Source organism: Clostridium cibarium, assembly GCF_014836335.1.
Classification (GTDB): domain Bacteria; phylum Bacillota; class Clostridia; order Clostridiales; family Clostridiaceae; genus Clostridium; species Clostridium cibarium.
The window spans coordinates 134467-154431 of the sequence record NZ_JACSRA010000002.1; the positions used below are offsets into that span (position 1 = coordinate 134467).

Annotated in this window: 25 protein-coding genes; 6 read left to right on the forward strand and 19 right to left on the reverse strand. The window is 29.4% G+C overall.

The features are described 5' to 3' along the window. Nucleotides 1-2: 2 nt before the first annotated feature. Nucleotides 3-749, reverse strand: coding sequence for a class I SAM-dependent DNA methyltransferase (locus H9661_RS01955; protein ID WP_191767572.1), 747 nt, complete (start codon nucleotides 747-749; stop codon nucleotides 3-5). A 65-nt stretch (nucleotides 750-814) separates the two neighbouring features. Continuing rightward, nucleotides 815-1066 (reverse strand): alpha/beta-type small acid-soluble spore protein, encoded by a 252-nt coding sequence (locus tag H9661_RS01960; RefSeq protein ID WP_143314577.1) that lies wholly within the window; start codon nucleotides 1064-1066, stop codon nucleotides 815-817. A 455-nt stretch (nucleotides 1067-1521) separates the two neighbouring features. On the opposite strand from H9661_RS01960, the gene dapA reads away from it, so the two are divergent. From dapA to dapD, 4 genes are all read left to right on the forward strand, one after another. Then, a complete protein-coding gene (gene dapA / locus H9661_RS01965) occupies nucleotides 1522-2400 on the forward strand; it encodes a 4-hydroxy-tetrahydrodipicolinate synthase (protein WP_191767573.1) in 879 nt (292 codons plus the stop codon). 10 nt (nucleotides 2401-2410) lie between these two features. Beyond that, nucleotides 2411-3163 (forward strand): 4-hydroxy-tetrahydrodipicolinate reductase, encoded by a 753-nt coding sequence (dapB, locus tag H9661_RS01970; protein WP_143314579.1) that lies wholly within the window; start codon nucleotides 2411-2413, stop codon nucleotides 3161-3163. A gap of 70 nt (nucleotides 3164-3233) precedes the next feature. Beyond that, nucleotides 3234-3389, forward strand: coding sequence for a hypothetical protein (locus H9661_RS01975; RefSeq protein ID WP_185966681.1), 156 nt, complete (start codon nucleotides 3234-3236; stop codon nucleotides 3387-3389). 118 nt (nucleotides 3390-3507) lie between these two features. Then, nucleotides 3508-4218, forward strand: coding sequence for a 2,3,4,5-tetrahydropyridine-2,6-dicarboxylate N-acetyltransferase (gene dapD / locus H9661_RS01980; RefSeq protein ID WP_143314580.1), 711 nt, complete (start codon nucleotides 3508-3510; stop codon nucleotides 4216-4218). 110 nt (nucleotides 4219-4328) lie between these two features. On the opposite strand, the gene H9661_RS01985 is transcribed toward dapD, so the two are convergent. Continuing rightward, nucleotides 4329-4985 carry a single-stranded DNA-binding protein gene (locus H9661_RS01985; RefSeq protein ID WP_143314581.1) on the reverse strand — a complete coding sequence of 219 codons (657 nt, stop codon included), beginning with the start codon at nucleotides 4983-4985 and terminating at the stop codon, nucleotides 4329-4331. Between the two features lie 112 nt (nucleotides 4986-5097). After that, complete coding sequence (locus tag H9661_RS01990) at nucleotides 5098-5856, reverse strand: polysaccharide deacetylase family protein (RefSeq protein ID WP_143314582.1); 759 nt, start codon at nucleotides 5854-5856, stop codon at nucleotides 5098-5100. Between the two features lie 102 nt (nucleotides 5857-5958). Here H9661_RS01990 and H9661_RS01995 point away from each other — a divergent pair, with 102 nt between their 5' ends. Further along, nucleotides 5959-6504 carry a DUF4364 family protein gene (locus H9661_RS01995; RefSeq protein WP_143314583.1) on the forward strand — a complete coding sequence of 182 codons (546 nt, stop codon included), beginning with the start codon at nucleotides 5959-5961 and terminating at the stop codon, nucleotides 6502-6504. On the opposite strand, the gene H9661_RS02000 is transcribed toward H9661_RS01995, so the two are convergent. Beyond that, nucleotides 6464-7372 carry a YncE family protein gene (locus tag H9661_RS02000; protein ID WP_143314584.1) on the reverse strand — a complete coding sequence of 303 codons (909 nt, stop codon included), beginning with the start codon at nucleotides 7370-7372 and terminating at the stop codon, nucleotides 6464-6466. The two genes, H9661_RS01995 and H9661_RS02000, sit on opposite strands and share 41 nt — an antisense overlap. 150 nt (nucleotides 7373-7522) lie before the next feature. On the opposite strand from H9661_RS02000, the gene H9661_RS02005 reads away from it, so the two are divergent. Next, nucleotides 7523-7768 carry a TIGR03905 family TSCPD domain-containing protein gene (locus tag H9661_RS02005; protein ID WP_143314585.1) on the forward strand — a complete coding sequence of 82 codons (246 nt, stop codon included), beginning with the start codon at nucleotides 7523-7525 and terminating at the stop codon, nucleotides 7766-7768. Between the two features lie 158 nt (nucleotides 7769-7926). Here the strand turns inward: H9661_RS02005 and H9661_RS02010 are convergent, their stop codons facing one another. From H9661_RS02010 to H9661_RS02075, 14 genes are all read right to left on the reverse strand, one after another. Then, nucleotides 7927-9240: a bifunctional folylpolyglutamate synthase/dihydrofolate synthase gene (locus tag H9661_RS02010; RefSeq protein WP_191767574.1), complete on the reverse strand. Its 1314-nt coding sequence runs from the start codon at nucleotides 9238-9240 to the stop codon at nucleotides 7927-7929. A 102-nt stretch (nucleotides 9241-9342) separates the two neighbouring features. Next, complete coding sequence (locus H9661_RS02015) at nucleotides 9343-10266, reverse strand: hypothetical protein (RefSeq protein WP_143314587.1); 924 nt, start codon at nucleotides 10264-10266, stop codon at nucleotides 9343-9345. A 26-nt stretch (nucleotides 10267-10292) separates the two neighbouring features. Beyond that, nucleotides 10293-10805 (reverse strand): A24 family peptidase, encoded by a 513-nt coding sequence (locus H9661_RS02020; protein WP_191767575.1) that lies wholly within the window; start codon nucleotides 10803-10805, stop codon nucleotides 10293-10295. 9 nt (nucleotides 10806-10814) lie between these two features. After that, entirely contained in the window at nucleotides 10815-11423 is a 609-nt protein-coding gene (locus H9661_RS02025; RefSeq protein ID WP_191767576.1) for a prepilin peptidase, read from the reverse strand. 53 nt (nucleotides 11424-11476) lie between these two features. Then, complete coding sequence (locus H9661_RS02030) at nucleotides 11477-12223, reverse strand: TadE/TadG family type IV pilus assembly protein (RefSeq protein WP_191767577.1); 747 nt, start codon at nucleotides 12221-12223, stop codon at nucleotides 11477-11479. A 9-nt stretch (nucleotides 12224-12232) separates the two neighbouring features. Further along, a complete protein-coding gene (locus H9661_RS02035; RefSeq protein WP_185966682.1) occupies nucleotides 12233-12403 on the reverse strand; it encodes a hypothetical protein in 171 nt (56 codons plus the stop codon). A gap of 53 nt (nucleotides 12404-12456) precedes the next feature. Continuing rightward, a complete protein-coding gene (locus H9661_RS02040) occupies nucleotides 12457-13170 on the reverse strand; it encodes a thioredoxin domain-containing protein (protein ID WP_191767578.1) in 714 nt (237 codons plus the stop codon). Between the two features lie 83 nt (nucleotides 13171-13253). Continuing rightward, nucleotides 13254-13973: a hypothetical protein gene (locus H9661_RS02045; RefSeq protein WP_191767579.1), complete on the reverse strand. Its 720-nt coding sequence runs from the start codon at nucleotides 13971-13973 to the stop codon at nucleotides 13254-13256. 81 nt (nucleotides 13974-14054) lie between these two features. Continuing rightward, a complete protein-coding gene (locus tag H9661_RS02050) occupies nucleotides 14055-14768 on the reverse strand; it encodes a hypothetical protein (protein WP_191767580.1) in 714 nt (237 codons plus the stop codon). Between the two features lie 83 nt (nucleotides 14769-14851). After that, nucleotides 14852-15565: a hypothetical protein gene (locus tag H9661_RS02055; RefSeq protein WP_191767581.1), complete on the reverse strand. Its 714-nt coding sequence runs from the start codon at nucleotides 15563-15565 to the stop codon at nucleotides 14852-14854. 12 nt (nucleotides 15566-15577) lie between these two features. Continuing rightward, nucleotides 15578-17968: a DUF5702 domain-containing protein gene (locus tag H9661_RS02060; protein WP_191767582.1), complete on the reverse strand. Its 2391-nt coding sequence runs from the start codon at nucleotides 17966-17968 to the stop codon at nucleotides 15578-15580. A 10-nt stretch (nucleotides 17969-17978) separates the two neighbouring features. Then, nucleotides 17979-18638: a TadE/TadG family type IV pilus assembly protein gene (locus H9661_RS02065; protein ID WP_191767583.1), complete on the reverse strand. Its 660-nt coding sequence runs from the start codon at nucleotides 18636-18638 to the stop codon at nucleotides 17979-17981. 16 nt (nucleotides 18639-18654) lie between these two features. Continuing rightward, the gene (locus tag H9661_RS02070; RefSeq protein ID WP_191767584.1) at nucleotides 18655-18834 is read right to left on the reverse strand and encodes a Flp1 family type IVb pilin; all 180 of its coding nucleotides are present in this window, start codon (nucleotides 18832-18834) and stop codon (nucleotides 18655-18657) included. 261 nt (nucleotides 18835-19095) lie between these two features. Further along, on the reverse strand, nucleotides 19096-19965 hold the full coding sequence (locus H9661_RS02075) for a type II secretion system F family protein (RefSeq protein ID WP_191767585.1): 870 nt from the start codon (nucleotides 19963-19965) through the stop codon (nucleotides 19096-19098).

The following is a 19965-nucleotide window of genomic DNA, read 5'->3' on the forward strand; positions in this document are numbered from 1 at the left end:
AATTATACCTCCGCTTTCTTACCTACAACATATAAAACTCTTTCACTCTCATCACTGACAGCTTCATCATAATAGCCATTAAATTTACCTAAAACTCTAAATTCACATCTTTCAAGTATTTCTTCTATAAATTCTTCTTTGTATGCTCTTTCAAAATGCTCTTCTTCAAATTTCTCATATAAATCTCCATCCTTAACAAAAAAGGTTAAAAACATACTAACTATATCATCTTCTAAAACATTTTCCCAAGAATAAAACACTTTTTCTTCATTATATATATAAATGTTATTACCAAGAATATTAGTTAATTTATAATATGAATTTATATCAAAGAAAAAAACACCATCATCTTTCAAATGATCGTACACACCTTTAAAATACTTTTCTAAATCTTCACTATCTATTATGTAATTAGTTGAATCTAAAACACAACTTATCACATCAAATTTATGATTCAAGGATAACGCTGTCATATCTTGGCATATTATCTTACCTTTAATCCTATTTTCTTTAAATTTATCATATGATTCTCTTAACATATCTTCTGATAAATCTACAGCATAGGTATTTTTAAATTCTTTAGCCATTCTAATTGCTACATTACCTGTACCACATGCCAAGTCTAAATAATCTTCATGTTTTACATTATGTTTTTCCATAAGATCTTTTAACCTGTCAGCAATGTGATCATAATTCACATCTTCATTTATCAATTGATCATAAACTTTTGCAAATTCCTCATATGCCATAACTTTCCCCCATTATTAAATAATTACTCTAAATTATATTAAAGCTTATATTAACTTTAGTCAATTCATTTTCTGCCAAGGATTTCATTATTTGTTGGTATATGAAGTTCTTTTTTTCTTCTAGTCATTATCCCACCTATTCTTCCTGTTTCCTCTGCAGTAAGTCCACTCCATCCTAGAGCATCTACTTTATCTCTTAGTCCAAGTTCTTCTGCAATTTCATATTTGATTTTTTCTCTAAGCATTTCTTCTTTTGTTAATTGCTTATTACCTTTAATTTTTGCCTTAATAATCTTTTTTAGCGGTGTATTACCCACATTCTTCCCCTCCTTCTATCCTTACAAGTCTATTATTACCATTAGCGTTTCAATATATGCTACAAATTAATCACATCAAAAAAATATTCATCTTATCTCTTGATATTTAAACTATATTTATCTATATTTATTATGTATATAAAATATTTGATAATATATAAAAGAAGGTTCCTGTTATTTTACATAATGACATGAAATATGAACCTTTAACTTAGAAATTTCATATTGCTTATATTTTTAATTTACTAAGTACCAGAAAAGATTATAATGTATATTATAATCGTAGAGAATAAATATTTCCTGATACTCTTAAAGTTGTATAATCATCATCAATTTCACACATAAAATTAGGCTAAGATATTTATTCTAATAACTTTACAGATTACAGGAAAACCATGCTTTATATGCATGGCTAAACTAATTATATAAAACTCAAATAGAATGGAGGATTCTAAATGTCAATATTTGAAGGTTCTGGTGTAGCTATAATTACTCCCTTTACTGAAAATGGAGTAGATTATAAAAAATTAAAAGAATTATTAAACTGGCATGTTGAAGAAGGTACAGATGCTATAATTATCTGTGGAACTACAGGCGAAGCAACTACCATGACACTAGAAGAAAAAAGAGAAACAATTAAATTTACAGTTGAAGTTATAAACAAGAGAATTCCAGTAATAGCCGGTACAGGTTCAAATAATACACTTGCTGCTATAGAAATGAGTAAATACGCTGAAAGCGTAGGCGTAGACGCTCTACTGGTAATAACACCTTATTACAATAAAACAAATTCTATTGGTTTATTTAAACATTTTGAAGCTATTAATAACGCTGTAAATATTCCAATAATTCTTTATAATGTTCCTAGTAGAACAGGTCTAAATATTACTCCTAATAACTTATTAGAGATCTCAAAGCTTTCTAATATAGTAGCAATTAAGGAAGCTAGTGGTAATATAAGTCAAATAGCTAATATGAAAGCACTTTGTAAGGATTCTATAGATATCTATTCTGGTAATGATGATCAAATTATACCTATTATGTCCCTTGGTGGCAAAGGGGTAATCTCAGTACTAGCTAATGTTATCCCAAATGATGTCCATAAAATGACTAAAGCTTATTTAGAAGGAAATCTCAAAGAAGCTTTAACTTTTCAATTAGATAATCTTGAATTGTCTAATGCTTTATTCTTAGAAACAAATCCTATCCCCGTAAAAATTGCTCTTAACATGATGGGAAAAGAAGTAGGTCCATTAAGGTTGCCTCTTTATGACATGAATCCTAGTAATAAAGAAATGTTAAAAAATACTTTAAAAAAATACAAATTAATATAAGGAGAGACATATGATTAAAATAATTTTAAACGGATGCTCAGGAAAAATGGGCAAAATGATAACTGAAACCGCTAAACAATTCGATAATTTACAAATAGTTGCTGGTATAGATAAATACCCTGCTGAACTTGGTTATCCTATATTTGAAAGCACTAAAGCTGTCAATATAGACTACGATGTTCTTTTAGACTTTTCAAGAGCTGATGCCTTAAACGACATTTTAGACTTAACCGAAAAAACTAAAAAACCTTTAGTAATATGCTCAACAGGATTTTCAAATGAGGACTTAGACTTAATTGATAAAAGAAGCAAATCACTACCTCTATTTAGATCAGCTAATATGTCTCTTGGCATAAATTTAATAAATTCTCTTTTAAAAAAGGTAGCACCTTTGCTATATGGAAACTATGATATAGAAATCGTAGAAAAACATCACAACCAAAAAGTTGATGCTCCAAGCGGTACTGCTATCCTTCTAGCTGATACTATAAAAAATTCGCTAACTGATAAAACAGAATATGTTTATGGAAGAGAAGGAAATTCTAAAAGAGCACAAAACGAAATAGGTATACATGCTGTAAGAGGAGGCTCTATAGTTGGTGACCACGATGTTATATTTGCTGGTACTGGCGAAGTTATCGAGTTAACTCATAAAGCAATTTCAAGAGAAGTTTTTGCAGTAGGTGCACTTAAAGCTTGCGAATACATGAGCACTATAACAAATCCTGGTCTTTATAATATGGATGATGTTATAGGATTATAAAATTCATAGAATATCTTCTTTTTAATTGTAAATACTATTTTATAGATTACATTAAGGAGGGTATACTAATATGACAAAGGATAGTCAACCTGATAATAAAAAGGCACGAATGGAAAAGTGCAACCATCAAACACCACTTACAGATGAGGAAGCTAAAAATCATAATAGAAATGATAAAAGACAATCTATTAAGACTGAAGGCTTTCAAAGTGATCATATCAATTAATAAAAAGCTGTCTATATATAGGCAGCTCTTATTTATTTAATTATTTCTTCGATTTTTTGCAAATTTTCATAAGACAAACATAATTATATATAGAGAAGTGATTATGGAGGTCCATATTATGAATTGTAATTTATCCGATCCTTTTGAAATTGCAAGATATATAAAAGAATCTAAAAAGACAACTCCAGTTAAAGTTTACGTGAATGGTGATTTAAGCAATGCTGACTTAAGCCATACCGAATGGTATGGCTCAAAAGGATTTTATATTTTGATAGGAGAATGTAATATAATAACACCTATTATTTTAAATAATAAACACTTAATTAGACACTTTCGTATAGAAAATGATAGAAGGAATTCAGCTATACCCATGTTAGATTTACTAGAATTAGATGCTAGAATTGAGCCAGGGGCAATTATTAGAAATTTCGTAAAAATTGGTCGTAATGCTGTAATCATGATGGGAGCCGTAATTAATATAGGTGCAGAAATAGGCGAAGGGGCAATGATAGATATGAATGCTGTCATTGGTGCCAGAGGAAAAATAGGCAAACGTGTCCATGTAGGTGCTGGCGCTGTTATAGCAGGTGTTCTTGAACCACCTAGTCTTTCTCCTTGTATTATATGTGATGATGTTATGATAGGTGCTAATGCCGTTATACTAGAAGGAGTAACCATAGGTTATGGCGCTGTTGTAGCAGCAGGTGCTGTTGTAACTAAAAACGTCCCTCCAGGAATTTTAGTAGCAGGTGTCCCTGCCAAAATTATTAAAAAAGTTGATATTGAAACACGTCGCAAAACTGAACAACTAAAAGATTTAAGAGATTGATACATAAAAAGCAGCTATAAAAGCTGCTTTTAAAAATTAATTAATTTATTCTTATGTGGTTTATATACTTCATTTTGTTTAGTTTAATTTAATTTATATAATAGCAAATTCTACACTGCTCCAGCTTCATCTTGTGACGCTGAATCCTCTTTTGAAACTTTCTCCATTTTAGAAATAGACACTTCATAAGCAATCTTTTTAATTGCTTCAGTTTCGGAAATCTTCTTTTGATATTCTCTGCTTTGAAGCCTTCCCCAAACTCTTATATTATCTCCAACACTTAAAGTCTGACAAAATCTAGAATTTCTTCCCCACGCAATAGTTGGAATATAGTCCGACTTATTATATGCTCTATTTACTGCTAATAACACATCAGCTATCTCCCTTCCAAATGGGGTTGTCCTGTATACAGGTTCCTTACATATAAATCCATCTAAGTAAATTTCATTTGGATTCTTACTTCTTTCAATGCATGGTTCTATGTTTCTAGCAAAAACTGTTAATATAAGTTTATTAGATCCATCCATAAACTTGTTATATGATCTTAGTTGTCCCTCTACTATAACTTCATTTCCAATAGTTAAATCTAATTCACTTAATAACCTTTCAGAAACAGTAATATTTAACAAATCTACTGAATCACTTAATCTCATAACCTCAATATTGAAGCTATAAAATCCTTCCCCATACATTTCATGACTGAACTCAAGTTCAGATGCTATCTTTCCTTCAAGATATATTTTGTTATTTAACATTAAATTATCCATTTGTAACCCCTCTCTCCCTTGGTAATAACTTAATTCAAAATAAAGAAGACCCCCACAAGTACATATTTCCATTATAATACATTTTAACATTAGTTTTCAATATAATTTGAAATTATTTTCTATATTGGATACCATTTTCGTCTATATAATAATTTTCATATAGAATTAACCGTCCTACAGTTTCAAAAGAATACCCCTCACTTTTTAATTCTCTAATAATCCTATCTAGATTTTGAGGAGTATATTTAGCATTATTATGAAAAAGTACGATAGATCCTGATTTTACATTTTTTTTAACCTTATTATATTCAACATCAACTCCCTGTTCCCTCCAATCAACCGAATCTGTATCCCATTGAATCGGTATATATCCTGCTGACCAAACGGTTCTACATGCTTTTTTATTGTAATCTCCACTAGGAAATCTAAAAAGTTTTGGCTTTTCACCTATAGCATTTTCAATAGTTTCACTTGTTTTCTTAAGTTCTTCTAACATCCTTGCTTCTGAAATACTACTAAACATTGGATGTTTATAACTATGATTTCCGATTTCATGACCCCTTTCATGAATTAACTTTAGTTTTGTTAAGTTTTCCTCACTATAATTTACCCAACCTCCCATTATAAAAAATGTTGCTTTTACATTATATTTATCCAAAATATCTAATATGCTATTAAGGTAATCCTTCTCAGCCCAATTTATATCAAAGCTTATAGCTATAACTTTTTCTTCTTTATTTACTGAATATATAGGAAGTTCACATACTTCACTTGAAACCTTTTTGTTTGCATTTTGGAATAAATATGATGCCCCTATTAAAACAAATATTAACAATATAGATAAAATTGTCTTAATCCATCTCCATTTCACCTCTAAGACTCCTACTATTTCTATATTTAAATTTATATTCACTTATCAACTTTTTATGATATAATAATTTCGTATACTTTCACAGGAGATGGAGGTTGTTATATGTTTGAAAATTCGGCAGAACTTGCGGAAAACAAATTATTACTTTTATATATTTTAAGTGAATTAAAAACACCAATTTCTAATACACAACTTACTGAAATAGTTCTTGAAAATAATTTCATAAATTATTTCACCTTACAACAATATATTAGTGAGCTTGAACTATCTAAGTTTATATCTTATAAAAATATAAACGAAAAAAAACTTTTAATTTTAACCGAAAAAGGAGAAAATGTTCTATCCTTGTTTAATGACAGACTTTCTCCTTCAAAAATAGCTATATTCGATAATTATATAAAAGATAAGATTGATTTGATAAAAAAAGAATTAACTATTCAAAGTGATTATACTATAGCAAAAAATGATAGTTTTTTAGTTGATCTTAAAGCTCTTGAAGATAATTTAACACTTATGGAGTTAAAATTATCCGTTCCTACAAGAAAACAAGCTGTCTCTCTTTGCTCAAAGTGGCAAGAGAACCCATCTGATTTATATAATAAAATTATTAATCTACTGTTTTCTGAGGATAATCAACAAGAATCATAGCATTAGGCTCTTTGCCTACTGTTATGGTTTTAATTATTCTTTCCTTTAAATTAAGTTTTATAACTTTTCCATTCATATTATTCCCAATAAAAATATCTTCTTTATATTTTATAATCCCTCTAGGCATTCCACCTACAAAAATTTTTTTAATTTCTCTCTCTTTTTTTAAATCTACTATACTTAAATATCCCTCAGAAAAATTTGTAATATATAATCTTTCATCCTCTTCAAAAATATCAACAGGACTTCCACCTACTTTTATACGTTTAACTATTTCATTGCTATCTGTAGATATTACAGATATATATCCATCTATGTCCATTCCGAGATAACTTTCACAAAGGTATAACTTTTTCTTATCCTTAGATAGTAAAATCTTTGTTGGATACTCTGGTGCTTTTATATTATCTATGGCCCTATTCTTTAAGCAATCTATGACAGTTATAGAGTGTCCTTCCATATTACTTATATATGCAATATCTTTTTCTGGATAAATTTCTATACTGTGTGGAAATGCTCTAGCTCCAAGAAATACCTCACATATCATACTTTCCTTATTTAAATCTACTACAACCAATGAATTAGATTCGCCACAAAGCACATAAGCCTTGTCCTTAAATACCTTTACATCATTTGGATGAGCACCTACGTGAATATTCTTTATTTCTTTATTAGCCATTAAACTAAAAATAGAAATACTATTGCTATAATTATTTGTAGTTATAATATTTCCGTTATAATAATCAATTCCATGAGGTCCAACAGGCTTTTCTCCTAATTCTAAGGGTAGACTTTCAACTGAATAATCCTTCAAGTTAATTTTACTTAATGTATCACCAGCTGTATTACATACAAAAATATATTTCATCTTTTTAACCCCCTTTAGAAAAACCTTTTGTACTTATAATATATGTGAAACCCCAACTAGTGGGACAACTTTCAGTTAATATTTCACTTTATTTATTTTCAATATAAGCATATAATATAATTACACTTAGACAATGGAGGAGGGTGCATTATGTACACTTACAAGACCAAAGGAACATGTTCCACAGAAATCAACTTTGAAGTTGAAGACAACATAATTAAGGAAGTAAACTTCATTAGAGGTTGCTCAGGTAATTTACAGGGTATCTCAGCATTAATTAAAGGTATGAATGTTGATGATGCTATAGATAAGTTAGAAGGAATTGACTGTAAAGGTAAAGGTACTTCTTGTCCTGACCAATTAGCTAAAGCCTTAAAAGAGTGGAAAAATAAATAAATACTAAAACAAGCTATCATAAAGAAGTTAATACTTCTATTTTGATAGCTTGTTTTAGTATTTTTCTTAGTCGCCATTTTTTCAGCATATTCTTATATTCTTATATTCTTGTATTCTTATATTCTTAAGAATATATATGGTAATATTCCTTTTTCATGCTATAATACTTTATTACAAATCTCTCTTATTTTTTTTCTCATATCTCCTATCATATAAAGGGAGCCACTTACAAGAATCAGATCATCTTTATCAGCTTCCTGGAGTGCCAGAGTCAAAGCTTCATTATACCCTTCCATAGCAACACAATTGCTATTATACTTCATAGCAACCTTTTTCAAATCAACAGCAAGTTCTGCTCTATCACTATGGGGAGTAAGAGCATATACTTTCCTTGCCATAGGTGCTATAACCTTTACCATTTCTTCTACTTGTTTATCTGCTAATATTCCTAAAAGCAAATAAATATTTTTATATTTCAAATACTTTTTTACATTAACACTTAATTGACTTATACCTTGGATATTATGTGCTCCATCTATTACTATTAAAGGATTCCTAGACATTATTTCAAACCTTCCAATCCATTTAACCTTCTCTATAGATTTTTTTATTTCTTCTTCTACTATTTCTAAATTTTCCTTTTTACAAATCACTTCATATGCCTTAAGGGCTACTAAAAGATTAGTTATTTGATGTGCTCCAAGTAATGGTAATTTTAAATCAATAGTCTGTTCTTTAAAATTAACTTGTACATGTTGATAGATTTTATTTTCATCTAATATATCTATTAATACTCCATCCTTGTAGTCTACATTATAAATTGTAGAATTCATCTCCTTAGCTTTATTATAAATAGCCATATAAGCTTCTTCTTCCTGAGGATAAGTTACTACTGGAGTATTGCTTTTAATTATCCCTGCTTTTTCACAAGCTATTTCAGAAAGTGTATTTCCTAGTAGATTAGTATGATCAAAACTAATAGATGCTATTACACTTACTATTGGCATAATAACATTTGTAGAGTCTAACCTTCCTCCAAGACCTACCTCTATAACTCCATAATCAACATTTTCTTCATAGAAGTACAAAAACATTAAGCAAGTTATTATTTCAAATTCAGTAGGATGGCTAAACCCTTCCTCTATAACCTTATCTACAGCAATTTTAATCTTATCCATTAAGTATCCTAATCTCTCTTTAGGTATATTATCACCATTTATTTGAATTCTTTCTTCAAATTCCTCTAGATATGGTGAAGTATACATACCTACCTTATACCCCTTTCCTCTAAGAAGAGAAGTTATCATAGCTGTAATAGACCCTTTTCCATTAGTGCCTGCTATATGTATAAGTTTAAGTTCTTTCTGTGGATTACCAAGTAGTTCTAATAATTTATATGTTCTCTCTAATCCATAATTTGATCCAAAGTTTCCAACCTGTTTTATATAATTCATAGCCTCTTTATATTTCATTACTTATCATCCTATTCATTTTAATTAATATCTATATTATAAGATAGAAAAAAAATAAGTCAAACGCAATGACCTTTGCGTTTGACTTGTACTAAATTACTTTTATATAGATCTTGAAACAATTTCTTTAAACTTGCTTGAACAGTCTTGCATTTGTCCATATAAGTCATAAGAAACTTCTGATTGAGAACTAGCATAGATATAATCCTTAATCATAATAATTACTACCACTGGTTCAATAAATGTAGCAGATATTATTGCCCATAATAAAATAGCTACTATTATGCCTATAAAAAATCCTTTTGAATGCATAAGTGGAGTTAAGAAACCTATTATTAAAAATAACATAAATGCTTTTATAGCCACTACTCCAATTGCAACCTTAGCACTAGCTTTAAAAATAGCTTTCCAGTTTTGTACATATAGTACTATTCCATCTGCTGTCTTTTTCCATACATTACTTTCATCATTCTTTATATAAATATATGCCATTACTGCTTCATCAACATAATTTGTTACAGTCTTAATAAAGAACTTTACGATCCACATGAATGTTCCAATCCCAGGAATAAAATCCAAGAAATCTTCTACTCTATTTAAAACAGACAACCCTTGATTTGTAGCACCTCTAATTAAACTATCAAAACCAAAACCAACATTAGTTGTTATAAAGTTTTCTTTAACAGTTCTCTTTGCATACTCAACTTGTCCTTCCTCAGGTAAACATCCATAAGCCATATAATATGCTATTACAGAAACATGTCCAGCTTTTATTAAATACATAACCCAGTGATTTATGAAATATACCACTGCCATTACTGCTATTACTGCTATAAAAGTAAATATTGTTGGATCAAATCTACCATGAGTCATTTTTCTCAATGCTGCCCCTATACCAAAAAATATTCCAAATACTAAGAATGCTATTACTCCCTTTAGAATATTTGCTCCCATTCTTACCATGATCATAGGCATCGTCTTAGTCAATATTTCCATAGTACTTCTATTTTTCATATCTTCGTTCATTAATTACACTCCTCAATTTTTACATTCTATATAAATTTATATACTATTATTAACTGGGAAACAGTCCCAAGTAATATTGCTACCGCAAAAGGAAATCTTCCATTCCCTTTTTCATAATCTACCATGCTTTTACTCAATATTAAATTAAATAAAAAGCTGAAAAGATACTTAATTCTTTTCAAAAAATTTTTTCTAATTAATATAAGTATTATTGATACAATTCCCCCTGCTATGAAGGAATATATAATATTATTCAATAAAAATTGCCATCCCATTAAAAATCCTATAGTTGAAAATAATTTAATATCACCTGCTCCAAACATCTTAAATATAAACAGCGGTGCAAATACTATTATAGGAATAATCCCTCCAATTAAGGAATCCACTCCTCTACCTAAACCTCCAAATATAAAATTCAATAATAGTCCACCTATAACAAAAGGCAATAATACCACATTATATATCTTATTGTTTCTAACATCTGTAACAAAACAAATAACCACCAATAACACTAAAATTCCTTTTATAAAAATCTCCAAAACAACCTCCTACTGTAACACATTTACCAAAATACACGCTACTAAAATAAATGGCACAAAAGGCATTTCTTTTTTTCTATTTTTAAAACTTTTAATTAAATAAAATACTCCTATAATAGCTACAAATAATGAAGCTAAAAATAAAACCATCAAGATTCCATCTAAGCCATAATATAGTGATAATATTGACAATAAAATTGCATCACCATAACCTAATGCTTCATTAGTAAATTTACTTAATAAAAACACTACGATTGATATCACTAAAAAAGCTATACCAACGTTTATTAAATTATCTTTGTTTATTACAAATACTGATGCTACACTTACTACTGCTAACATAATTATCACTTTGTTTGATACTACCTTTTCTTTAATATCAACTAATGCTAAAGCAAATAATAAGAATGTAACTATACTATCAAAAATTAATTTTATACAAGGTTCTTCATAATAAGTTAATCCCCCTATTAAAATAACTAGAATAATACCCTGTAAATATGTAAACTTATTCTTCAAAACGCTAAAATTAATTTTTTTATCTTTTATACTACTTTCTATTACTCCATAGAAAAGCCATAGTATTAATGCTCCTATGGGAAGAAAATATGGTGACATGTTCCCACCTCCTTTGTTTATTTGCCATCTCCACCTTCACTTGAATTATTACTTCATTTGTCTCCGATCCAAGCCTTTACACGAGCTTTATGTTTCATGTGAAAAACCTTCTTAGATATTAAAGGAAATGGCACCTTCACGTTATACTGAACTTGAATTACTATATCTTCACCGTTATTAAAGGTTGTCCCCTCAAAGTTTAAAGCGTCCTTTACATTAGATACCTTATTGCCACCAGCATCTACTAAATTCATCTTACCTAATTTATCTTCAGAGGATTCCTTATCATTCCCTAAGTCCATTAGAAATAAATATTTCGAAATATTCTCACAAACTGCTGCTGCAGCTTTATCTTTATAAGAATTACCTATAGCACATAAAATCATTATCCCTTCTTTTCCAGGGTTATCTTTAACAGTATTCATTAAATTTCCCAAATCACTATTACCTTGCATTTGTGCATTAATCTCAGCAATATCTCCCATTTGAACATCTTCTTGTGTTTGTATTTTATTAAACTTAGAAAGTGCTTCTAAAACTACCTTTTTTTGTTCTTCAACTTTATCTGCTGAATCCCCCATAGCAGTACTTGCAGAACTTGCTATATCCTTTAATCCTGATCTTTCATAAAGATATGAATATTCACTAATATTATTAGCAGTATGACTTAATGAATTTTTCATAGTTTCATCAATATATACAAGCCTCATTATAAAGGCTAAAGTAAGCATTGCTAAAGCAAATATTGGCACTACTAATGCTGCTTCTACGGTTATAGATCCTTTATTTCTTTTAAACATCCTCGTAAATCACCTAATCTTTATATCAAATTTGAATCCAATTCTTGAATTCGAATTATTGTCTTCTTTTATCGTGCTTTTCTTTGAAGCCGATTCATAAGCTTCATCTCTGCTACAACTAACTATTGCAAATGTTGCTATAATCAGTAGCAATACCCCTAATATATTTTTCTTTTTCACCATTTCCACCTTATTTAGTAAAGTTTATGTAAAGTAGTTAAAACATTTTAATATTATTTTCTTAGTGAAAAACTAAATATTATCATATTTGTGTTTTTGCCAGCTCTTTTGCTTCCACCTTCTATACCTTCATGGAATGAACCTACGTCTCTTGCTGATGCTCCTTGTTTTTCTTTCGATTGTATCTTCTTAATATGCTCTGACATCCATTTATCTAATGAGGCAAAATCATAATCACTACCTTGTACTTCTTGTACTAATTCTTTAAACATCTTAAAGTTGTCCAATTTAAACTCTTCTGTTGTTGGATAGTCAATTGTTATTTGATATAAATAACGTGGTCCATCTGTATTTTTACTTTCATAAGCACTATAAGATATAGAATATCTATGATCTCCACCATCATTAAGATTTACACCTTCAGTTGTTGTTATACTATAGCCTTTCCCCCCTTCAAGTGAACAATCATTTTCATCTTTAGCTATATGCACTGGCATTTTCATATTTTTATCTGCATTATAAGCTGTCTTAACTCCATACTTCTCTAAAATATCCTTAATCTCTTTTGTCTGCTTAGCTCCTAAATCAAAAATATTTTTTTGTGTAGGCTCTATTTTCTTAAATCCATCTTTTGAATCTGAAGTGCTTTCTTCCTTTGTAGTAGTTTCTGTTGATGACGTGTTTCCACTATTACTTTTACCACACCCTACTACACTAAATGCTAATGTTAACGACATTATTATTGCTAAAATCCTTTTCTTTTTCATCCCTTACCCCTTGTTTATGTAAAGTAGTTAAAACATCTTAATACAGCACCTGCATATAATCAAATGCTGTATTAAGTTTCATATTATTTTCTTAGTGAAAAACTAAATATTATCATATTTGTGTTTTTACCAGCTCTTTTACTTCCGCCTTCTATACCCTCATGGAATGAACCTACGTCCCTTGCTGATGCTCCTTGTTTTTCCTTTGATTGTATCTTCTTAATATGCTCTGACATCCATTTATCTAATGAAGCAAAATCATAATCACTACCTTGTACTTCTTGTACTAATTCTTTAAACATTTTAAAGTTGTCTAATTTAAACTCTTCAGTTGTTGGATAGTCAATTGTTATTTGATATAAATAACGTACTTCATTATTATTTTCCTTATCCACATATGCATTATGAAGTATTTGATATTCATGTTCTCCACCATCATTAATCTTTACATCGCCAGTTGTTGATATATTGTACCCTTTAGTAGCATCGTAAGAACAATCATTTTCATCCTTTGCAATGTGTATTGGAACATTGGTATTATGTTCTCCATTATACGCAGTCTTTATTCCATACTTTTCAAGTATAGCCTTTATTTCTTTTGTTTGTTTTGCTCCTAATTCAAGAACATTTTTTTCTGTATTTTCTATCTTTTTAAATCCATCTTTTGAATCTGAAGAAGAACTATCTTCCTTTGTTGTAGCTTCTGTTGATGAAGTGTTTCCACTATTACTTTTACCACACCCTACTACACTAAATGCTAATGTTAACGACATTATTATTGCTAAAATCCTTTTCTTTTTCATCCCTTACCCCTTGTTTATCTAAAGTAGTTAGAACATCTTAATACAGCACTCATATAATCAAATGCTGTATTAAGTTTTATATTATTTTCTTAGTGAAAAACTAAATATTATCATATTTGTGTTTTTACCAGCTCTTTTACGCCCACCTTCAATACCTTCATGAAATGAGCCTACATCCCTTGCTGATGCCCCTTGTTTTTCTTTTGCTTGTATCTTCTTAATATGTTCTGACATCCATTTATCTAACGAGGCAAAATCATAATCGCTACCTTGTACTTCTTGTACTAATTCTTTAAACATCTTAAAGTTATCTAATTTAAACTCTTCTGTTGTTGGATAATCAATTGTTATTTGATATAAATAAAGTGGTCCATATGTATTTTTACTTTCATATGCATTATAAAGTATTTGATACTCATGTTCTCCACCATCATTAAGCTTCACATCTCCAGTTGTTGATATATTGTAACCTTTTCCTCCTTGAAGCGAACAATCATTTTCGTCTTTAGCTACGTGTACAGGAACACTTGTATTATTTTCATTATTAAATTCTGTTTTTACTCCATACTTTTCCAAAATATCCTTAATCTCTTTTGTCTGCTTTCCACCTAAATCAAAGACATTTTTTTGTGTAGGCTCTATTTTCTTAAATTCATCTTTTGAATCCGAAGTATTTTCTTCCTTTGTAGTAGTTTCTGTTGATGATGTGTTTCCACTATTACTTTTACCACACCCTACTACACTAAATGCTAATGTTAACGACATTATTATTGCTAAAATCCTTTTCTTTTTCATCCCTTACCCCTTGTTTATGTAAAGTAGTTAAAACATCTTAATACAGCACCTGCATATAATCAAATGCTGTATTAAGTTTTATATTATTTTCTTAGTGAAAAACTAAATATTACCATATTTGTATTTTTACCAGCTCTTTTGTCTCCACCTTCTATACCTTCATGGAATGAACCTACATCCCTTGCTGATGCTCCTTCCTTTTCTCCCGATTGTATCTTTCTAATATGTTCGGACATCCATTTATCTAATGATGCAAAATCATAATCACTACCTTGTACTTCTTGTACTAATTCTTTAAACATCTTAAAGTTATCTAATTTAAACTGTTCTGTTGTTGGATAGTCAAATGTGATTTGATATAAATACTCTGGTCCATCTGTTTTTTTACTTTCATATGCATTGTAAAGTATTTGATACTCATGTTCTCCACCATCATTAAGCTTCACATCTCCAGTTGTACTAATAGTGTAACCTTTTCCTCCTTGATACGCACAATCATTTTCATCTTTTGCTATATGTATAGGAACACTTGTATTTTTTTCACTATTATATGCTGTTTTCACTCCATATTTATCTAAAATGGTCTTAATTTCTTTTGTCTGCTTTGCACCTAAGTCAAAGACATTTTTTTGTGTAGGCTCTATTTTCTTAAATCCATCTTTTGAATCTGAAGTGCTTTCTTCTTTTGTAGTAGTTTCTGTTGATGATGTGTTTCCACTATTACTTTTACCACACCCTACTACACTAAATGCTAATGTTAATGACATTATTATTGCTATTATTCTTTTCTTTCTCATCTTTATTCCTCCTTAAAAACTTAATGACTTTTTAATCTTTATTTCATATCTTCCACTTTTCCTATTTTCCTCAAACATCATGGGAAGATTAAAAAACATATATTTAATACTTGCTGTACCAGTTACATTAATTTGTGTCATAGCTTTTGATAAATCAAAATCTTCATTTTCTTTTTTCATATTTACTTGTATTATATCTTCTGTTCTAGCTAATGTAGTTTCTTGAGATTGTAATAATAAAAATAGTCTTAAATAATCACTGTACACTGTACTTAATAACTTATCTGCTGTACTCTCAGGTGAATCAAATGTTTGTTTAACTGGTTCATCTATTTCTAGAACATTTTGTGTTGCCCAATGTTTAAAATCTCTCTTATATAAAGGCACTTTATGACCTCCTACTAAAAGATCAAGATCTGCCTTACTCTCAGCTGCTACCCATCCTGCTGTATATATAGCCTTAAGAAAAGTCAAGTTAGAAGGTATTCCAAATACCGCCAGAGTTGCTTGGGTTAATAGCGCCATATCCCTAATTCTTCGAGTACAATCATCTATACCTCTAATAGATATAGCATTTGCTAAAACTCTACAAGCATAGATTTTCCACCAAACATTATCACTATTACTCTTATCATCAAGATTTCCTGCTAAAATATATTCAATTTCATAATCTAACTGTGTATCAAAATCAACCATCTTAGGAACTCTGTTCTTAGCTAATTCTGGCGATTCACCTACAACTCTATCTTTAAGCCTAGTCATTACATATTCATTTAAATATACCTTATCCCTAATACTGTCTAGAGCGTTTTCCACTCCTGCTAAGACATCCATGGCATCTAATGATCTTTCTATATTAGAATTACCATCTCCAGAAATAGCACTATCTCTATTTTTATCAAACTTGATAAAATCTTTAGTATTAATATTTTTAGAAGGTAATATAGATGAATATTGTGCTATACTTTTTTCTGATAAGTTAGGATCATTATCTACACTCTCTTCCTTTTTATCCTTTAAGTTTTCTCCAGCCTTTTGTTTTTTCCCTGTAGCATCTTCAGGCTTTTCTTGAGGCGGTGTTTCTAATAATTCTTGTAGCTTATTAACAGAGTTACTTATAGCATCTTGAATATCTGTAAGTTCACTAGGAATATCTAGTCTTCTCTTAGTATCTCTCATACTATTTTTACTATTGTAAAAGTCAATTACTGAAGCATAATCATTCTTCCTACTTAACTGCTTTATTTCTCCTATGACATTTCTATCGACCTCATGTTCATTATAATCACTGCCACGGAATTTATCATAGTTCTCCATTTGTTTTTGTATTTCATCAATTGCTTCTTTATTGTTTTCAGCACGTTTGATATTTTCATCTAAGTTGTTTTTATCACCAAATATGGCATCGTAAGTTTTTGATTCTTTTTTAAACCCTTCATTTATAGCATCTACGCTCTCTCCCAAACCATTATTGGTCATTGTGCCCTTGTTCGCACTAGTCTCAGTATTTTCTAAACTAGATTTATATTGTTCATATACATCTCTAGCATTATCAACAGCTTCCTTAGCTACCTTCGAGTCCTTTAAAAATTCCTCTAATGCTTCTTTAAGCTGTTTAACATCTTCTTCAATTTGCTTACTACAATCTCTTTTTCCCTTACTAATGATACTTCTTAAATTACTTAGATTAATTGGTTCATACTTAGGATTCTCTTCTTGCTTTTTATCTTCATATTTTTCAACAGCATCTAGTATCATAGATAAATGTAAGAAAGCCTTTATATCAGAAAATTGATATGTAACATCTTTTCTATTATCTTCGTTGTCATACTGTTTTATCTTTTTAATTAAATCCTGTATCTTTTTTCCTTGTTCATCTACTGATTTAAACTTCTTATCAATATCCTTAACCTTTTGGTCTAGTTTCTCCTTCTTCTTTAGGACATCACTGTATTTGTTCATATCCTTAAATAAACTTAATTTTTGAATTATATTTTCCATTAAGTTTATAGGAGCTCTATATTTCATATTTTGTAATATCTGTTCTTTAATGACCTCTGGCTGTGTTAATGGCCCTTTCATATTTATGTTTAATTCATCTAATTTGTAATCATAAAGATCAACATATCCATCTCCAGGAGACAATAAGTTATCCTTAGTAACACTTGTTACTGTGTCTTGCATGCTAGATTCATCACCACTATAAGCAAAAAGTCCATACTTATCTTTTAAATCTCTATTATAGGAAGCTAGTACAGATTTTGTACCATTATCAACTGCCCTATTTACTTGGGTATCAGCAGTTCTCATTCTTGACCCATCTACCAATCCACCAATAAATACAATTATAATTACGATTATTAAACTTAAGTAGATGGTTATAGATCCTTTACTATTTTTCATATTTCATCCCTTAATTCCCCTTTGCAAACTGGTCAAAATTATCGATGGTTCCCTTTATTGCATCTAACTTACCTTTAAATTCTTCTAGTGCATTATCTTTATTCAATCTATAGCATAGTTCCTTATATATTTCTAATGCTATATCAACATTTCTAGTAAACTCTACTGGATTATTAATCACTGCATCTATTTGAAATGTATCTACTATCGGTTTGTTAATTCCTATTAACTTAAATATACCTTTAAAAGGAGTTCCATAATCAATATTTACATCAACTTTTAACTTTCTAAAAATAACATAGTTTTTACTTGTAACATTTGTGCTTATCTTAACATTTTTAGCTAACAAGAAAGAATGGATGTCCTTATCTAAGGCTACGCTTAAGGATTCTTTCTTTTGATCAGCTTTAAAATCATACAAAGATGAATATATATCTGAATCTGCAGATATATATTCACCAGTTTGAAAATCTATATTACTTTTAAGCCAGTAAATTGCAGCTTTGTCTAAGTTCTTATTTGCAATTGAATTTGCTGTTGTCCTATTGTAAATCATAGAAGCAGCAAAACATATAAATATTACAAAGACAAATATAAACGGGAATACTAACGCCATTTCAACTGTTAAGCTTCCTTTTTTATTGCTCGTTTTTTTACTAATCTCAATCATAATATTTTATAGTCCTTTACTTAGGAGCCATAACCTTGTCGCCGTTACTACTGATACTACCCAAAACTTTATTAACAAATGCAATTATAGCGTCCTTAAATAATAATACTAAGGCTATTAAAACAACTATTATTAGCACCAATTCAACTGTACCCATTCCTTCTTCTTCTGTAATAAATCTTTTTAAGTTATTCATCTTTATCCCCCTACTTGTTAAATCATTATTATTTTGTATGAAATTCTTATAAACTTCATCACATATTGTATCTCCTTAATAAATTGTAGTTTCTGTGATAATATTTGTAAATAGGACCTTATATAGTATTTTTTCAGGACTTTAGTCCCGTTTTGGCATATACTGGTATAAGTTTTGGTTTTTTTTATCGCTTTTTAAATTCATCTAAAAAAAGCACAAAAAATATGAAATAGATTTTTCTATTTCATATTTTAATTCACTTTAAAAATTAGCTATTTGAAGTGCAGCTGGAGTCATTATTAACAAAAATACAGCTACTAGCATTAACATCATTGGGAAAAGTAATTTTGTTGATGCTTCCTCTCCCTTTTGCTTAGCCACATTCTTTCTAGATTCCCAGCACTCAAATGACAATTTATTTAATACTATTACTATATCACTAGAACCTCTTATCATACTTTGAGTAACTATACTTGCAAACTTTGTTATTTCCTTTACCTTAGTCCTTCTAGATAGTCCTTTTAAAGCTTCTTCCATGCCCTTTTGCCCTTTTAAATCTAACAATGTTTTTTTCATTTCGTAATAAAGTACCGTATCTTCTTTATTACCTTCTACTATTCTAGTAAAAGCACCTTCTACTGTTAGTCCTGCATTTATTAAAAGAGTTAATTTACTTAAAAACTCTGGAAAATCATATTTTATTTTTAAACTTCTCTTTTCAAAATCCTTATTTAAATTTGAGTCCAATAAGAAAAACACTAAAATCGAAGCTAATGGTCCTAAAGCTGTCATAGCAGCAGAAAATTCCCTATTAGTAAACATTAACAAATAAACAGCAAGCCAGCCAACTAACATATATAAACACTTATTTGCTTCATATACCCTAAAATTATCACTAGCTTCTACTCCATAGATAGACATCATCTTTGAATAAGGTTCTCTATTTATATTTTTAAATCTCCCAATTCCTATACTATCAACAATAAATAGTCCTACTGGAAGAAAATCTTTAAGTGGATATTGATTTTTATCTATACTACCTAGTTCCTTTTTGTAACCTTTACTGGAACCAAGCAAAAATAATAATACTATTAAAATTAAAACCGCAACAAATGGTATTCCTGCTAACAT

Coding starts and splice junctions, on each gene's coding strand:
- H9661_RS01955 (WP_191767572.1), bottom strand. CDS start 749: ATGGCATATGAGGAATTTGCAAAAGTTTATGATCAATTGATAAATGAA.
- dapA (WP_191767573.1), top strand. CDS start 1,522: ATGTCAATATTTGAAGGTTCTGGTGTAGCTATAATTACTCCCTTTACT.
- dapB (WP_143314579.1), top strand. CDS start 2,411: ATGATTAAAATAATTTTAAACGGATGCTCAGGAAAAATGGGCAAAATG.
- H9661_RS01975 (WP_185966681.1), top strand. CDS start 3,234: ATGACAAAGGATAGTCAACCTGATAATAAAAAGGCACGAATGGAAAAG.
- dapD (WP_143314580.1), top strand. CDS start 3,508: ATGAATTGTAATTTATCCGATCCTTTTGAAATTGCAAGATATATAAAA.
- H9661_RS01985 (WP_143314581.1), bottom strand. CDS start 4,985: ATGGATAATTTAATGTTAAATAACAAAATATATCTTGAAGGAAAGATA.
- H9661_RS01995 (WP_143314583.1), top strand. CDS start 5,959: ATGTTTGAAAATTCGGCAGAACTTGCGGAAAACAAATTATTACTTTTA.
- H9661_RS02000 (WP_143314584.1), bottom strand. CDS start 7,372: ATGAAATATATTTTTGTATGTAATACAGCTGGTGATACATTAAGTAAA.
- H9661_RS02005 (WP_143314585.1), top strand. CDS start 7,523: ATGTACACTTACAAGACCAAAGGAACATGTTCCACAGAAATCAACTTT.
- H9661_RS02010 (WP_191767574.1), bottom strand. CDS start 9,240: ATGAAATATAAAGAGGCTATGAATTATATAAAACAGGTTGGAAACTTT.
- H9661_RS02015 (WP_143314587.1), bottom strand. CDS start 10,266: ATGAACGAAGATATGAAAAATAGAAGTACTATGGAAATATTGACTAAG.
- H9661_RS02025 (WP_191767576.1), bottom strand. CDS start 11,423: ATGTCACCATATTTTCTTCCCATAGGAGCATTAATACTATGGCTTTTC.
- H9661_RS02030 (WP_191767577.1), bottom strand. CDS start 12,223: ATGTTTAAAAGAAATAAAGGATCTATAACCGTAGAAGCAGCATTAGTA.
- H9661_RS02040 (WP_191767578.1), bottom strand. CDS start 13,170: ATGAAAAAGAAAAGGATTTTAGCAATAATAATGTCGTTAACATTAGCA.
- H9661_RS02045 (WP_191767579.1), bottom strand. CDS start 13,973: ATGAAAAAGAAAAGGATTTTAGCAATAATAATGTCGTTAACATTAGCA.
- H9661_RS02050 (WP_191767580.1), bottom strand. CDS start 14,768: ATGAAAAAGAAAAGGATTTTAGCAATAATAATGTCGTTAACATTAGCA.
- H9661_RS02055 (WP_191767581.1), bottom strand. CDS start 15,565: ATGAGAAAGAAAAGAATAATAGCAATAATAATGTCATTAACATTAGCA.
- H9661_RS02060 (WP_191767582.1), bottom strand. CDS start 17,968: ATGAAAAATAGTAAAGGATCTATAACCATCTACTTAAGTTTAATAATC.
- H9661_RS02065 (WP_191767583.1), bottom strand. CDS start 18,638: ATGATTGAGATTAGTAAAAAAACGAGCAATAAAAAAGGAAGCTTAACA.
- H9661_RS02070 (WP_191767584.1), bottom strand. CDS start 18,834: ATGAATAACTTAAAAAGATTTATTACAGAAGAAGAAGGAATGGGTACA.
- H9661_RS02075 (WP_191767585.1), bottom strand. CDS start 19,965: ATGTTAGCAGGAATACCATTTGTTGCGGTTTTAATTTTAATAGTATTA.